At 46.5% G+C, this 15,172-nt stretch carries 10 protein-coding genes, 2 tRNA genes, 3 rRNA genes and 1 riboswitch; of the genes, 13 read left to right on the top strand and 2 right to left on the bottom strand.

The features are described from left to right. Positions 1 to 12: 12 nt before the first annotated feature. On the bottom strand, positions 13 to 1,179 hold the full coding sequence (gene pbuE, locus ACQVGT_RS17550; protein ID WP_003234105.1) for a purine transporter PbuE: 1,167 nt from the start codon (positions 1,177 to 1,179) through the stop codon (positions 13 to 15). Between the two features lie 55 nt (positions 1,180 to 1,234). Continuing rightward, a riboswitch (purine riboswitch) is annotated at positions 1,235 to 1,334 on the bottom strand. Between the two features lie 176 nt (positions 1,335 to 1,510). On the opposite strand from pbuE, the gene ACQVGT_RS17545 reads away from it, so the two are divergent. The 8 genes from ACQVGT_RS17545 (at position 1,511) to gmuG (ending at position 8,757) form a co-directional block, all read left to right on the top strand. Next, positions 1,511 to 1,822 (top strand): PTS sugar transporter subunit IIB, encoded by a 312-nt coding sequence (locus ACQVGT_RS17545; RefSeq protein ID WP_014112863.1) that lies wholly within the window; start codon positions 1,511 to 1,513, stop codon positions 1,820 to 1,822. Further along, positions 1,822 to 2,154 carry a PTS sugar transporter subunit IIA gene (locus tag ACQVGT_RS17540; protein WP_015382911.1) on the top strand — a complete coding sequence of 111 codons (333 nt, stop codon included), beginning with the start codon at positions 1,822 to 1,824 and terminating at the stop codon, positions 2,152 to 2,154. Before ACQVGT_RS17545 ends, ACQVGT_RS17540 begins: the two co-directional genes overlap by 1 nt. Positions 2,155 to 2,172: 18 nt before the next feature. Continuing rightward, positions 2,173 to 3,501: a PTS cellobiose transporter subunit IIC gene (gene celB / locus ACQVGT_RS17535; protein WP_015382912.1), complete on the top strand. Its 1,329-nt coding sequence runs from the start codon at positions 2,173 to 2,175 to the stop codon at positions 3,499 to 3,501. A gap of 17 nt (positions 3,502 to 3,518) precedes the next feature. Then, positions 3,519 to 4,916, top strand: a complete 1,398-nt coding sequence (gmuD, locus tag ACQVGT_RS17530) for a 6-phospho-beta-glucosidase GmuD (protein ID WP_015382913.1) — start codon at positions 3,519 to 3,521, stop codon at positions 4,914 to 4,916. Positions 4,917 to 5,064: 148 nt separating this feature from the next. Next, entirely contained in the window at positions 5,065 to 5,778 is a 714-nt protein-coding gene (gmuR, locus tag ACQVGT_RS17525) for a transcriptional regulator GmuR (protein WP_015382914.1), read from the top strand. 28 nt (positions 5,779 to 5,806) lie between these two features. Then, positions 5,807 to 6,706 (top strand): ROK family protein, encoded by a 900-nt coding sequence (locus tag ACQVGT_RS17520; protein WP_015382915.1) that lies wholly within the window; start codon positions 5,807 to 5,809, stop codon positions 6,704 to 6,706. Continuing rightward, positions 6,703 to 7,650 (top strand): mannose-6-phosphate isomerase, class I, encoded by a 948-nt coding sequence (gene manA, locus ACQVGT_RS17515; RefSeq protein WP_015382916.1) that lies wholly within the window; start codon positions 6,703 to 6,705, stop codon positions 7,648 to 7,650. Before ACQVGT_RS17520 ends, manA begins: the two co-directional genes overlap by 4 nt. Before the next feature lie 18 nt (positions 7,651 to 7,668). Beyond that, on the top strand, positions 7,669 to 8,757 hold the full coding sequence (gene gmuG / locus ACQVGT_RS17510) for a mannan endo-1,4-beta-mannosidase (protein ID WP_015482881.1): 1,089 nt from the start codon (positions 7,669 to 7,671) through the stop codon (positions 8,755 to 8,757). 59 nt (positions 8,758 to 8,816) lie between these two features. Here gmuG and ACQVGT_RS17505 read toward each other — a convergent pair whose 3' ends face one another. Then, entirely contained in the window at positions 8,817 to 9,671 is an 855-nt protein-coding gene (locus ACQVGT_RS17505; protein WP_015382918.1) for a manganese catalase family protein, read from the bottom strand. A gap of 357 nt (positions 9,672 to 10,028) precedes the next feature. Between ACQVGT_RS17505 and ACQVGT_RS17500 the strand changes: the two genes are divergently transcribed. The 5 genes from ACQVGT_RS17500 to rrf all read left to right on the top strand — a co-directional run bounded on the left by ACQVGT_RS17500 (position 10,029) and on the right by rrf (position 15,172). Beyond that, positions 10,029 to 10,105, top strand: a tRNA-Arg gene (locus tag ACQVGT_RS17500). A 14-nt stretch (positions 10,106 to 10,119) separates the two neighbouring features. After that, positions 10,120 to 10,193 (top strand) — tRNA-Gly (locus ACQVGT_RS17495). Positions 10,194 to 10,353: 160 nt separating this feature from the next. Then, positions 10,354 to 11,903 (top strand): 16S ribosomal RNA (locus tag ACQVGT_RS17490). Positions 11,904 to 12,073: 170 nt separating this feature from the next. Then, positions 12,074 to 15,001: ribosomal RNA gene (locus tag ACQVGT_RS17485) — 23S ribosomal RNA — on the top strand. Positions 15,002 to 15,056: 55 nt separating this feature from the next. After that, positions 15,057 to 15,172, top strand: a 5S ribosomal RNA gene (gene rrf / locus ACQVGT_RS17480). The 16S, 23S and 5S rRNA genes sit together here with 2 tRNA genes alongside, the layout of an rRNA operon.

Below are 15,172 nucleotides of genomic sequence, written 5' to 3'. Positions count from 1 at the left end.
AAAATCCTCCTTTTACAAGGAGGATTTTTTTGCTGTCTGAACAGGTCTTGTTAAAGAAATGAAAGCAAACAGGACAGCGATGATCACAATTGACCCGCCGCACCATGCTGTTGACACTACAGTACCCGTCTGATCCAAAACAACACCGCCAATGGCTGAGCCAAGGGCAATTCCGACTTGGAGTGCCGACGTGTTAAAGCTTTGCTGAATGTCAGACGAATCAGGTGCAATTTCAATTAAATAGCTTTGCTGAGCCGGGGCGAGGCTCCAGCTCAGAAGACCCCAAATCACCATGACAGGCAAAAAGAAAATCATAGACGATGTAGACAGCGGCAGTAAGAACATAATGATGGCAAAGGAACCGGTCACCAGCAAAATGCTCTTAAAGGAACCAAGCCGGTCAGATAGCGCTCCTCCGAAAGGGCCTCCGCATACAGCAGATATCCCGAAAAGGAAATAACAAATGCTGACCCAGAAAGAGCTCAGGTGAAGAGTCTCTTCTAAAAACGGCGCAAAGTAAGCGTAAAGCGTGTAGTGGCCAGCTAATGTAAACATCGTGACGAGGTGTGAACTCGCGATTTTCAGATTACCGATCGTCTTGAGTTGTTCCCGGAAAGGAATCATTTTCTCCGCCGGTATTCTTTCAAAGAAGATTGAAATAATCAGCATGGAGATCAGCGCCAACAGGCCGATGCCAAGGAACAAAATCCGCCACCCGAAGGAATCGCTGATTAAGATTCCGAGCGGCACGCCTAATGCGATAGCAGAGCTGAAACCCATAAAAATAATTCCGATTGCGCGGGCTCTGTATTCAGGCGCTACAATTTTCGGGGCAATTGTTAAAGAAAGCACAACAATCAGCCCTGTACTCATTGCTGCCAATACCCTAGATACCATCAGTGTTGCGAAATTAGGGCTGAAATAGGCGACAAGATTGCTAAGGAAGAAAACAAATAAAGCAATTAGATATAAGCGCTTCCGCTCAATCTTCGCAGTCAATGCCAAAAGCAGCGGCCCAGACACTGCATATCCCAGCGCAAACACACTGATCAACTGTCCGGCTGAAACAATGGAAATGTCTAAATCATTTGCGATCTGAGGAAGAATTCCCCCCACAATTAACTCAACCAATCCGACTGCAATCGTAGAAGCTGCAAGCAGGAAAACTTTGAAATTCATAACAAACTCCTTTACTTAAATGTTTTGATAAATAAAAAAAATCCTGATTACAAAAAATGTCATAAACAAATTTTGTAATCAGGATTTTACGGTTCCTGGTAGACACCCTCAAACCATATTATTGAGGTTATACAAGTGATAATAGCTATTTAATTGATTCGTTTCCGTTGATGAGTGTACCACATTATGAATGAATCTTCCATAGAAAAATTTACAAAATGATGAACCGGACAAGTATATGATTATATTTATTTTATAAAAGTATAGACATTTAAAGATAAATGACTATAATAATCCATGTAAGCGTTTTAATCACAAGGGGGGATAGCAGTTGAAAAAAATATTACTCGCGTGCAGTTCAGGAATGTCTACCAGTTTATTGGTGACAAAAATGAAGGAATACGCACAGTCTATCGGTGAGGAAGCGGAGATTTGGGCTGTTGGCCAGGATAAAGCAAAAGAAGACATGAGAAAAGCGGATGCCGTTTTGATCGGTCCGCAAATGAGCTTTCTGAAAAGCGAACTCCAAAAAGAGGCGGATCAATACAACATTCGGGTTGAAGTCATTGACATGATGGCCTACGGAATGGCAGATGGGAAAAAAGCGTATGAGCAGGCATTGTCCTTAATGGAGAATCAATAATGGAACAGGTGAAAATCACGAATTTAACAGATGAACAAATCAGTTTTCAGCTTATCCTGCACAGCGGCAATGCCCGCAGCTGCATCATACAATCACTGCGCGCCTACAAAGAAGGGAACAAGGATGAGGCGGATGCCCTCATTACCAAGGCTGAGCAGGATTTATCCGCGGCCCATGACATTCACTTTCAAATGATACAGAAGGAATCCGGCGGAGAAGCACAAGCTTTCTCATTGCTGCTCATGCATGCGGAGGATCACCTGATGTCAACATTATCCATGAAAGAATTAGTGAAAGAGATGCTTGATATTTTTAAAACAAAGAATCTATAAATAATCGGGGTGGATAGGGTGTTCGAGAAAATCAGCCAATTCCTTGTTCCAATTGCAGGGAGGTTAAACAATAACCGTTATTTGCAAGTGCTGCGTGATGCATTTATGCTGGCTTTCCCGCTTACGATATTCGGGTCCATTTTTGTCGTGTTAACGAATTTGCCGTTTCTAAACGAAATCATGAACGCCTCAATGCTTACATCGTTTCAGTCTCATTTCGGCATTGCCTCCACGGCGACTATGGGCATTATGTCTGTCTTTGTTGTGTTCGGAATAGGCTATTACCTGTCAAAAAGCTATCAGGTCGAAGCTGTATTTGGCGGAGCGATTGCTTTGGTTTCCTTTTTGCTCTTAACGCCATTTATCGTTCAACCGGAAACAGGAGATGCCATTACAGGGGTTATCCCGGTCGACCGTCTCGGTGCAAAAGGGATGTTTCTTGGGATGATTACGGCATTTCTTTCTGGTGAAATTTACAGAAGAATTGTTCAAAAAAACCTGACAATCAAAATGCCAGCCGGCGTTCCGCCTGCTGTAGCAAAATCATTCGCCGCACTTATTCCGGCTTTTATCACATTGACTGTATTTTTGCTGATTAACGTAATGGTGACTCTGTTTTTTAAAACAAATATGCACGACGTCATTTATCACGCAATACAGGCTCCGCTTGTCGGACTTGGAAGCGGTATCATCCCAACGCTGATTGCCGTGTTTTTCATTCAAATTCTTTGGTTTTTCGGACTGCATGGACAGATCATTATCAACTCCGTGATGGACCCGATTTGGAATACACTGCAGGTAGAAAACCTTTCTGCTTACACGGCGGGAAAAGAAATCCCTCATATTATTTCAAAACCGTTTATGGAGATTTATACAGTAGGGATGGGCGGAACCGGGATGACGCTTGCGATTGTGTTTACCATTCTCATATTCATGAAAAGCAGGCAGATGAAGCAAGTATCAAAACTTGGCCTCGCTCCCGGTATTTTTAACGTAAACGAACCGATTATCTTCGGGCTTCCGATAGTCATGAATCCGATCATTATTGTGCCTTGGGTGCTGGCACCGATGGTTGTTACGCTCGTCACCTATTTGGCCATGTCAGCCGGGCTCGTTCCGCCTCCGACTGGTGTGACAGTGCCGTGGACGGTTCCATTGTTCATTAATGGCATCATGGCGACGAACTCAATCATGGGGGGCGTGATGCAGCTTATCAATCTGCTGATTGTCTTCGTGATCTGGTTTCCGTTCCTAAAAGCAATGGATAAATTAAATCTGGCAAAAGAAAAAGAACAGGCTGTGCAGGAGACAGCTGCTCAGCAAAATGATAACAGCATAAAAATGTGACATAAGGGGAGAGAGACTTGGCACAAACAGAACAATATCGTTTTCCAAAGGATTTTTGGTGGGGATCATCCGCTTCAGCAACACAAACGGAGGGTGCCGCCGACAGAGACGGAAAAGGCCAGAATATATGGGATTATTGGTTTGAAAAAGAACCGCATCGTTTTTTTGATCATGTCGGACCCGCAGACACATCTCAATTTTACGACAACTATAAAGAAGATATCAGGCTGATGAAGGAGCTTGGCCACAACTCGTTCCGGATGTCGATTTCCTGGTCACGTTTAATACCAAACGGAACGGGCGAGATCAACAATAAAGCCGCAGATTTCTATAACAATGTCATTGATGAGTTGATCGCTAACGGAATTGAACCTTTTGTCAATTTGTTTCATTTCGATATGCCGATGGCGCTTCAAAAAATCGGCGGTTGGGTAAACAGAGAGACAGTTGACGCGTATGAAAACTATGCAAGAACTTGCTTCCGTTTGTTTGGCGGCCGGGTGAAAAAATGGTTTACGCATAATGAACCAATCGTTCCCGTAGAAGGCGGATATCTATATGATTTTCATTATCCAAACAAGGTCGACTTTAAAGAGGCCGTCCAGGTTGGATTTCATACGATGCTATCAAGTGCCCGCGCTATTCAGGCTTACAGGGAGATGAAGCAGGACGGGAAAATCGGCATCATCTTAAATTTGACCCCTTCATACCCGAGAAGCAGCCATCCGGCGGATGTGAAAGCCGGGGAAATCGCAGACGCGTTTTTTAACAGATCTTTTTTAGACCCATCTGTTAAAGGCGAATATCCCAAAGAGCTGGTTGACATTTTGAAGCATGAAGGCTTTATGCCTGATTACAACGCTGAAGATCTTGACATCATCAAAAAGAACACGGTTGACCTGTTGGGAGTGAATTATTATCAGCCGAGACGTGTGAAAGCGAAAGAACATCTTCCGAATCCCGACGCTCCTTTTTTACCGGACAGATATTTTGATCCCTACGTCATGCCGGGCCGCAAAATGAATCCGCATCGCGGCTGGGAGATCTATGAAAAAGGCGTTTATGATATTTTGATTAATTTAAAAGAAAACTACGGCAACATCGAGTGTTTTATTTCTGAAAACGGTATGGGGGTTGAAGGTGAAGAGCGCTTCAGGGATGAACAAGGCATCATTCAAGATGATTACCGGATTGAATTTATAAAAGAGCACCTCAAATGGATTCACCGCGCCATACAGGAAGGCTCGAACGTAAAAGGCTATCACTTATGGACGTTCATGGACAACTGGTCTTGGACAAATGCCTATAAAAACCGATATGGGTTTGTATCAGTTAATCTTGAGAAAGACGGAGAAAGAACCGTCAAAAAGAGCGGAAAATGGTTCAAAAAGGTTGCTGAGCATAGCGGTTTCTAGATTTTCCTAAAGGTCAAGATCTTCCGGCAATCATCATAACGAATAGAGATGACGAAAATCCGCAACATTGATGAAATAGGGAAAAGAACTTATGATATCCGTAATAGCTTATGTGATATCAGACTCTAACAGCTGCCGGAGGATACCAATGAATAAATACGAAATTATTGCAAATGAAATGAGAAATAGAATTAAAAATAACGTATATCCGATCGATCAGCCCATTCCTGATGAAGTATCTCTTGCAAAAGAATTTAACTCAAGCCGCATGACGATGAAGAGAGCCTTGGATAATTTAGTTGCCGAGGGTCTGCTGTTTAGAAAACGAGGCCATGGCACGTTTATTATTCAATCTGCAATACAGGATGACCATGTCCATGTAGTCAGCAATGAGATTCTCGGATTGACCAACTTGCTGAAAGATAAAAAAATCCAAAGCAAGGTCATTCAGTTTGAAGTGCAATTTCCCACTGAGGAAGTGGCCGCCCATTTGTCTATTGATCAGAAAACACCGGTTTATTATGTCGTTCGGCTGCGAATTGTAGAAGGTGAACCCTATGTATTGGAAAAAACATATATGCCGACTCATTTAATACCGGGCATTAATGATGATGTCCTTCATGGTTCGGTCTATAACCACATCTCAAACGAGCTGCAGCTCAAAATTGCCGGCTCACATCGGAAAATCAGAGCCTGTAAGTCTGATCATATTGACCAGCAGCATCTAGGCTGTAAACAGGATGATCCAATTCTTGAAGTTGAACATGTGGGCTTCTTAGATAATGGCATTCCATTTGAATATTCCTTTTCACGTCATCGGCATGACAAGTTTGTTGTGACTTCTGTAAACATACGGCGCTGATTGCGGAGACAACAAGGAGGCCATCTGCATGCTTGGCGGTATTGAAGCAGGCGGCACAAAGATTGTTTGTGCTGTCGGTAAAGAAGATGGAACAATCATTGACCGAATACAATTCCCCACAAAGATGCCGGAAGAAACGATAGAGAAAGTAATTCAATATTTTCGGCAATTTTCATTACAGGCCATCGGCATTGGCTCCTTTGGTCCCGTTGATAACGATAAAACCAGTCAAACATACGGTACCATTATGGCCACGCCGAAAGCGGGCTGGAGACACTACCCCTTTTTGCAAACCGTTAAGAACGAAGTGAAAATCCCAGTTGGATTTAGTACGGATGTCAACGCTGCAGCGCTGGGTGAATTCCTTTTCGGTGAAGCGAAGGGTCTTGACAGCTGCCTGTATATAACGATTGGCACTGGCATCGGAGCGGGGGCTATTGTAGAGGGGAGGCTCCTTCAGGGCCTGTCACACCCAGAGATGGGCCATATTTATATCCGGAGGCACCCGGATGACGTATACCAAGGGAAGTGCCCTTATCATGAAGATTGCTTTGAAGGCTTGGCTTCCGGTCCCGCCATTGAAGCGCGCTGGGGAAAAAAAGCCGCGGATTTATCAGATATAGCCCAAGTCTGGGAACTGGAAGGGTACTATATTGCCCAAGCGCTGGTTCAGTATATTTTGATCCTTGCACCTAAAAAAATCATTCTTGGCGGCGGCGTCATGCAACAGAAACAAGTGTTTTCTTATATCTATCAATATGTACCGAAAATCATGAACAGCTACTTAGATTTTTCTGAATTGTCAGATGATATAAGTGATTATATTGTACCTCCACGTTTAGGCAGTAACGCCGGAATCATCGGCACGCTAGTTTTGGCGCATCAGGCCTTACAAGCAGAGGCAGCATCCGGGGAGGTGCGATCATGACACATCCTTTATTTTTAGAGCCTGTCTTTAAAGAAAGAATATGGGGAGGGACGAAGCTTCGTGACGCTTTTGGCTACGCAATACCCTCACAAAAAACAGGTGAGTGCTGGGCCGTTTCTGCACATGCCCATGGCCCGTCGGCTGTAAAAAATGGCCCGCTGGCAGGAAAGACACTAGATCAAGTATGGCAAGATCATCCAGAGATTTTCGGTTTTCCAGATAGGAAGGTGTTTCCGCTGCTGGTAAAGCTGCTGGACGCCAATATGGATCTCTCCGTGCAAGTCCATCCTGATGATGATTATGCAAAACTGCACGAAAATGGCGACCTTGGTAAAACGGAGTGCTGGTATATCATTGATTGCAAAGATGACGCCGAACTAATTTTGGGACATCATGCAAGCACAAAGGAAGAGTTCAAACAACGAATAGAAAGCGGTGATTGGAACGGTCTGCTGAGGCGAATCAAAATCAAGCCCGGAGATTTCTTTTATGTGCCAAGCGGTACACTCCATGCTTTATGTGAGGGAACCCTTGTCCTTGAAATCCAGCAAAACTCTGATACAACGTATCGCGTATACGATTATGACCGCTGTAATGACCAGGGCCAAAAAAGAACACTTCATATAGAAAAAGCCATGGAAGTTATAACGATACCGCATATCGATAAAGTGCATACACCGGAAGTAAAAGAAGTTGGTAACGCTGAGATCATTGTTTATGTGCAATCAGATTATTTCTCAGTGTACAAATGGAAGATTAGCGGCCGAGCTGCTTTTCCTTCACATCAAACCTATTTGCTGGGGAGTATTCTGAGCGGATCAGGACGAATCATAAATAATGGTATTCAGTATGAATGCAATGCAGGCTCACACTTTGTCTTGCCTGCGCATTTTGGCGAGTTTTCAATAGAAGGAACATGTGAATTCATGATATCTCATCCTTAATGAATGGGGGAGTTGCATTTGTTTAAGAAACATACGATCTCTTTGCTCATTTTATTTTTACTTGCGTCTGCTGTTTTAGCAAAACCAATTGAAGCGCATACTGTGTCGCCTGTGAATCCTAATGCACAGCAGACAACAAAAGCAGTGATGAACTGGCTTGCGCACCTGCCGAACCGAACGGAAAACAGAGTCCTTTCCGGAGCGTTCGGAGGTTACAGTCATGACACATTTTCTATGGCTGAGGCTGATAGAATCCGAAGCGCCACCGGGCAATCGCCTGCTATTTACGGCTGCGATTATGCCAGAGGATGGCTTGAAACAGCAAATATTGAAGATTCAATAGATGTAAGCTGCAACAGCGATTTAATATCGTATTGGAAAAATGGTGGAATCCCGCAAATCAGCATGCACCTGGCGAATCCTGCTTTTCAGTCAGGGCATTTTAAAACACCGATTACAAACGATCAGTATAAAAAAATACTAGATTCTTCAACAGCAGAAGGGAAGCGGCTGAATGCCATGCTCAGCAAAATTGCTGACGGACTTCAAGAGCTGGAGAACCAAGGTGTGCCTGTTTTGTTCAGGCCGCTGCATGAAATGAACGGTGAATGGTTTTGGTGGGGACTTACATCATATAACCAAAAGGATAATGAAAGAATCTCTCTATATAAACAGCTCTACAAGAAAATCTATCATTATATGACCGACACAAGAGGACTTGATCATTTGCTTTGGGTTTACTCTCCCGACGCCAACCGAGATTTTAAAACTGATTTTTACCCGGGCGCGTCTTACGTGGATATTGTCGGATTAGATGCGTATTTTCAAGATGCCTACTCGATCAATGGATACGATCAGCTAACAGCGCTTAATAAACCAATTGCTTTTACAGAAGTCGGCCCGCAAACAGCAAACGGCAGCTTTGATTACAGCCTATTTATCAATGCAATAAAACAAAGATATCCTAAAACCATTTACTTTCTGGCATGGAATGATGAATGGAGCCCAGCAGTAAACAAGGGTGCTTCAGTTTTATATCATGACAGCTGGACACTCAACAAGGGAGAAATATGGAATGGTGATTCTTTAACGCCAATCGTTGAATGAATCTGTTTGTCACAATTAAGAAGGTGCTGAAGAAGTTTCTTGAGCACCTTCCCACTGGATTAAGCATTCATATCGCCTAACCCAGGACTGTGTTCATTTGGTATTTCAGGAAGCACTGGTACAGGAAACCCTGCCGGAGGATCTATTACTTGTAACTCTCCGCCATTTCGGCTTGGAGATTTCCCTTGATAGATTTCACCGATTCTCGTTTCATCCAACCTAAAGTTAAACTGTGCATTATGGTAGCCTAATTCGACATACTTTCTGCACTCAGGATATTTATTAATGTCATAATTCGGCACAGGGAGCAGCTTCGCCCATTCAACGCCCAATGTCTCGAGCGCTTTCGCGAATGCATTCTGGTGAGCATTGTCGCGTACAATCAGAAAAGCAAGTGTTTCGCGGAACGTCTGATTAGAGCTCATTTCATAAATTCTTGTTTTTTGCAGCACACCTGTCGACTCGAGAAGCAGGTTATCCAGCAGGTCAGTAATTAAGTTTCCGTGGTTATACACCCACGACCCGTTCCACGGATTGCCCCCTGCATCAACAGGAAGGGAACTTTGCGCTCCAATAATATAATGATGAGGATTAGCATGTTTAACCGCTTCATCAAGTGGCGCTTGATCTGCACCTTGACTGCCGACACCTTCACCGCCTGATTCATCTAATAAAGCATTGATTGTGTTTTGAACCAGTTCAACGTGGGCAATCTCCTCTAAAAAAATGCCGCGAAGCAGATCGCGGTACTGTTTCTGCTTTCCTCTGAAATTAGAGCTTTGGAAAAAAAACTGCATCATTGTACGCATTTCTCCGTAATGACCGCCTAATATCTCCTGCAGGACCTTAGCAGCTGCCGGGTCTGGCTTGTCCGGTTTAATGATATTAATCAGTTCCTCTTTGTAGTAATACATAACACGCCTCATTTCTTCTTAAGAGATTTTCTTATATTATTTGTAAGGTGAGATAAAATATATACATGATAAGCATGGGAAGGCGTGAAAGAAGAAAATAAAAAAATACAGGAAAAGTGTTGACCAAATAAAACAGGCATGGTATATTATTAAACGTCGCTGATGAACAGCGTGAAACAAAACAGAAAAACAAAAAAGTTTTTCTAAAGTGTTTACAAGATTTTAAAAATGTGTATAATAAGAAAAGTCGAATTGGAAAACATTCGAAAAACATTCGAAAAACATTCGAAAAACATTTTTAAAAAACTTCTTGACTTCAACATCAAATGATAGTATGATAGTTAAGTCGCTTAATAAGCGCCCGTAGCTCAATTGGATAGAGCGTTTGACTACGGATCAAAAGGTTAGGGGTTCGACTCCTCTCGGGCGCGCCAATATAAGATGCTACGCGGGTGTAGTTTAGTGGTAAAACCTCAGCCTTCCAAGCTGATGTCGTGAGTTCGATTCTCATCACCCGCTCCATTATTGAATGATCTTTGAAAACTAAACAAGACAAAACGTACCTGTTAATTCATTTTTATAAATCGCACAGCGATGTGCGTAGTCAGTCAAACTAGGGCCTGCACGACGCAGGTCACACGGGTGTCGCCGCAGGATGCGGTGAACTTAACCTGTGATCCATTTATCGGAGAGTTTGATCCTGGCTCAGGACGAACGCTGGCGGCGTGCCTAATACATGCAAGTCGAGCGGACAGATGGGAGCTTGCTCCCTGATGTTAGCGGCGGACGGGTGAGTAACACGTGGGTAACCTGCCTGTAAGACTGGGATAACTCCGGGAAACCGGGGCTAATACCGGATGGTTGTTTGAACCGCATGGTTCAAACATAAAAGGTGGCTTCGGCTACCACTTACAGATGGACCCGCGGCGCATTAGCTAGTTGGTGAGGTAACGGCTCACCAAGGCAACGATGCGTAGCCGACCTGAGAGGGTGATCGGCCACACTGGGACTGAGACACGGCCCAGACTCCTACGGGAGGCAGCAGTAGGGAATCTTCCGCAATGGACGAAAGTCTGACGGAGCAACGCCGCGTGAGTGATGAAGGTTTTCGGATCGTAAAGCTCTGTTGTTAGGGAAGAACAAGTGCCGTTCGAATAGGGCGGCACCTTGACGGTACCTAACCAGAAAGCCACGGCTAACTACGTGCCAGCAGCCGCGGTAATACGTAGGTGGCAAGCGTTGTCCGGAATTATTGGGCGTAAAGGGCTCGCAGGCGGTTTCTTAAGTCTGATGTGAAAGCCCCCGGCTCAACCGGGGAGGGTCATTGGAAACTGGGGAACTTGAGTGCAGAAGAGGAGAGTGGAATTCCACGTGTAGCGGTGAAATGCGTAGAGATGTGGAGGAACACCAGTGGCGAAGGCGACTCTCTGGTCTGTAACTGACGCTGAGGAGCGAAAGCGTGGGGAGCGAACAGGATTAGATACCCTGGTAGTCCACGCCGTAAACGATGAGTGCTAAGTGTTAGGGGGTTTCCGCCCCTTAGTGCTGCAGCTAACGCATTAAGCACTCCGCCTGGGGAGTACGGTCGCAAGACTGAAACTCAAAGGAATTGACGGGGGCCCGCACAAGCGGTGGAGCATGTGGTTTAATTCGAAGCAACGCGAAGAACCTTACCAGGTCTTGACATCCTCTGACAATCCTAGAGATAGGACGTCCCCTTCGGGGGCAGAGTGACAGGTGGTGCATGGTTGTCGTCAGCTCGTGTCGTGAGATGTTGGGTTAAGTCCCGCAACGAGCGCAACCCTTGATCTTAGTTGCCAGCATTCAGTTGGGCACTCTAAGGTGACTGCCGGTGACAAACCGGAGGAAGGTGGGGATGACGTCAAATCATCATGCCCCTTATGACCTGGGCTACACACGTGCTACAATGGACAGAACAAAGGGCAGCGAAACCGCGAGGTTAAGCCAATCCCACAAATCTGTTCTCAGTTCGGATCGCAGTCTGCAACTCGACTGCGTGAAGCTGGAATCGCTAGTAATCGCGGATCAGCATGCCGCGGTGAATACGTTCCCGGGCCTTGTACACACCGCCCGTCACACCACGAGAGTTTGTAACACCCGAAGTCGGTGAGGTAACCTTTTAGGAGCCAGCCGCCGAAGGTGGGACAGATGATTGGGGTGAAGTCGTAACAAGGTAGCCGTATCGGAAGGTGCGGCTGGATCACCTCCTTTCTAAGGATATTATACGGAATATAAGACCTTGGGTCTTATAAACAGAACGTTCCCTGTCTTGTTTAGTTTTGAAGGATCATTCCTTCGAAACGTGTTCTTTGAAAACTAGATAACAGTAGACATCACATTCAATTAGTAATACAAGATATCACATAGTGATTCTTTTTAACGGTTAAGTTAGAAAGGGCGCACGGTGGATGCCTTGGCACTAGGAGCCGATGAAGGACGGGACGAACACCGATATGCTTCGGGGAGCTGTAAGCAAGCTTTGATCCGGAGATTTCCGAATGGGGAAACCCACCACTCGTAATGGAGTGGTATCCATATCTGAATTCATAGGATATGAGAAGGCAGACCCGGGGAACTGAAACATCTAAGTACCCGGAGGAAGAGAAAGCAAATGCGATTCCCTGAGTAGCGGCGAGCGAAACGGGATCAGCCCAAACCAAGAGGCTTGCCTCTTGGGGTTGTAGGACACTCTGTACGGAGTTACAAAAGAACGAGGTAGATGAAGAGGTCTGGAAAGGCCCGCCATAGGAGGTAACAGCCCTGTAGTCAAAACTTCGTTCTCTCCTGAGTGGATCCTGAGTACGGCGGAACACGTGAAATTCCGTCGGAATCCGGGAGGACCATCTCCCAAGGCTAAATACTCCCTAGTGACCGATAGTGAACCAGTACCGTGAGGGAAAGGTGAAAAGCACCCCGGAAGGGGAGTGAAAGAGATCCTGAAACCGTGTGCCTACAAGTAGTCAGAGCCCGTTAACGGGTGATGGCGTGCCTTTTGTAGAATGAACCGGCGAGTTACGATCCCGTGCAAGGTTAAGCAGAAGATGCGGAGCCGCAGCGAAAGCGAGTCTGAATAGGGCGCATGAGTACGTGGTCGTAGACCCGAAACCAGGTGATCTACCCATGTCCAGGGTGAAGTTCAGGTAACACTGAATGGAGGCCCGAACCCACGCACGTTGAAAAGTGCGGGGATGAGGTGTGGGTAGGGGTGAAATGCCAATCGAACCTGGAGATAGCTGGTTCTCTCCGAAATAGCTTTAGGGCTAGCCTCAAGGTAAGAGTCTTGGAGGTAGAGCACTGATTGGACTAGGGGCCCCTACCGGGTTACCGAATTCAGTCAAACTCCGAATGCCAATGACTTATCCTTGGGAGTCAGACTGCGAGTGATAAGATCCGTAGTCGAAAGGGAAACAGCCCAGACCGCCAGCTAAGGTCCCAAAGTATACGTTAAGTGGAAAAGGATGTGGAGTTGCTTAGACAACCAGGATGTTGGCTTAGAAGCAGCCACCATTTAAAGAGTGCGTAATAGCTCACTGGTCGAGTGACTCTGCGCCGAAAATGTACCGGGGCTAAACGTATCACCGAAGCTGCGGACTGTTCTTCGAACAGTGGTAGGAGAGCGTTCTAAGGGCTGTGAAGCCAGACCGGAAGGACTGGTGGAGCGCTTAGAAGTGAGAATGCCGGTATGAGTAGCGAAAGAGGGGTGAGAATCCCCTCCACCGAATGCCTAAGGTTTCCTGAGGAAGGCTCGTCCGCTCAGGGTTAGTCGGGACCTAAGCCGAGGCCGAAAGGCGTAGGCGATGGACAACAGGTTGATATTCCTGTACCACCTCCTCACCATTTGAGCAATGGGGGGACGCAGGAGGATAGGGTAAGCGCGGTATTGGATATCCGCGTCCAAGCAGTTAGGCTGGGAAATAGGCAAATCCGTTTCCCATAAGGCTGAGCTGTGATGGCGAGCGAAATATAGTAGCGAAGTTCCTGATTCCACACTGCCAAGAAAAGCCTCTAGCGAGGTGAGAGGTGCCCGTACCGCAAACCGACACAGGTAGGCGAGGAGAGAATCCTAAGGTGATCGAGAGAACTCTCGTTAAGGAACTCGGCAAAATGACCCCGTAACTTCGGGAGAAGGGGTGCTCTGTTAGGGTGCAAGCCCGAGAGAGCCGCAGTGAATAGGCCCAGGCGACTGTTTAGCAAAAACACAGGTCTCTGCGAAGCCGTAAGGCGAAGTATAGGGGCTGACGCCTGCCCGGTGCTGGAAGGTTAAGAGGAGCGCTTAGCGTAAGCGAAGGTGCGAATTGAAGCCCCAGTAAACGGCGGCCGTAACTATAACGGTCCTAAGGTAGCGAAATTCCTTGTCGGGTAAGTTCCGACCCGCACGAAAGGCGCAACGATCTGGGCACTGTCTCAACGAGAGACTCGGTGAAATTATAGTACCTGTGAAGATGCAGGTTACCCGCGACAGGACGGAAAGACCCCGTGGAGCTTTACTGCAGCCTGATATTGAATGTTGGTACAGCTTGTACAGGATAGGTAGGAGCCTTGGAAACCGGAGCGCCAGCTTCGGTGGAGGCATCGGTGGGATACTACCCTGGCTGTATTGACCTTCTAACCCGCCGCCCTTATCGGGCGGGGAGACAGTGTCAGGTGGGCAGTTTGACTGGGGCGGTCGCCTCCTAAAAGGTAACGGAGGCGCCCAAAGGTTCCCTCAGAATGGTTGGAAATCATTCGCAGAGTGTAAAGGCACAAGGGAGCTTGACTGCGAGACCTACAAGTCGAGCAGGGACGAAAGTCGGGCTTAGTGATCCGGTGGTTCCGCATGGAAGGGCCATCGCTCAACGGATAAAAGCTACCCCGGGGATAACAGGCTTATCTCCCCCAAGAGTCCACATCGACGGGGAGGTTTGGCACCTCGATGTCGGCTCATCGCATCCTGGGGCTGTAGTCGGTCCCAAGGGTTGGGCTGTTCGCCCATTAAAGCGGTACGCGAGCTGGGTTCAGAACGTCGTGAGACAGTTCGGTCCCTATCCGTCGCGGGCGCAGGAAATTTGAGAGGAGCTGTCCTTAGTACGAGAGGACCGGGATGGACGCACCGCTGGTGTACCAGTTGTTCTGCCAAGGGCATCGCTGGGTAGCTATGTGCGGACGGGATAAGTGCTGAAAGCATCTAAGCATGAAGCCCCCCTCAAGATGAGATTTCCCATTCCGCAAGGAAGTAAGATCCCTGAAAGATGATCAGGTTGATAGGTCTGAGGTGGAAGTGTGGCGACACATGGAGCTGACAGATACTAATCGATCGAGGACTTAACCATATTTTTGAATGATGTCACACCTGTTATCTAGTTTTGAGAGAACACTCTCAATTTGTTTGGTGGCGATAGCGAAGAGGTCACACCCGTTCCCATACCGAACACGGAAGTTAAGCTCTTCAGCGCCGATGGTAGTCGGGGGTTTCCCCCTGTGAGAGTAGGACGCCGCCAAGC

This window comes from Bacillus sp. SCT118 (genome assembly GCF_058566435.1).
Note: the sequence above shows the minus strand (reverse complement) of the source record. Positions and strands in the feature narration are given on the sequence as shown.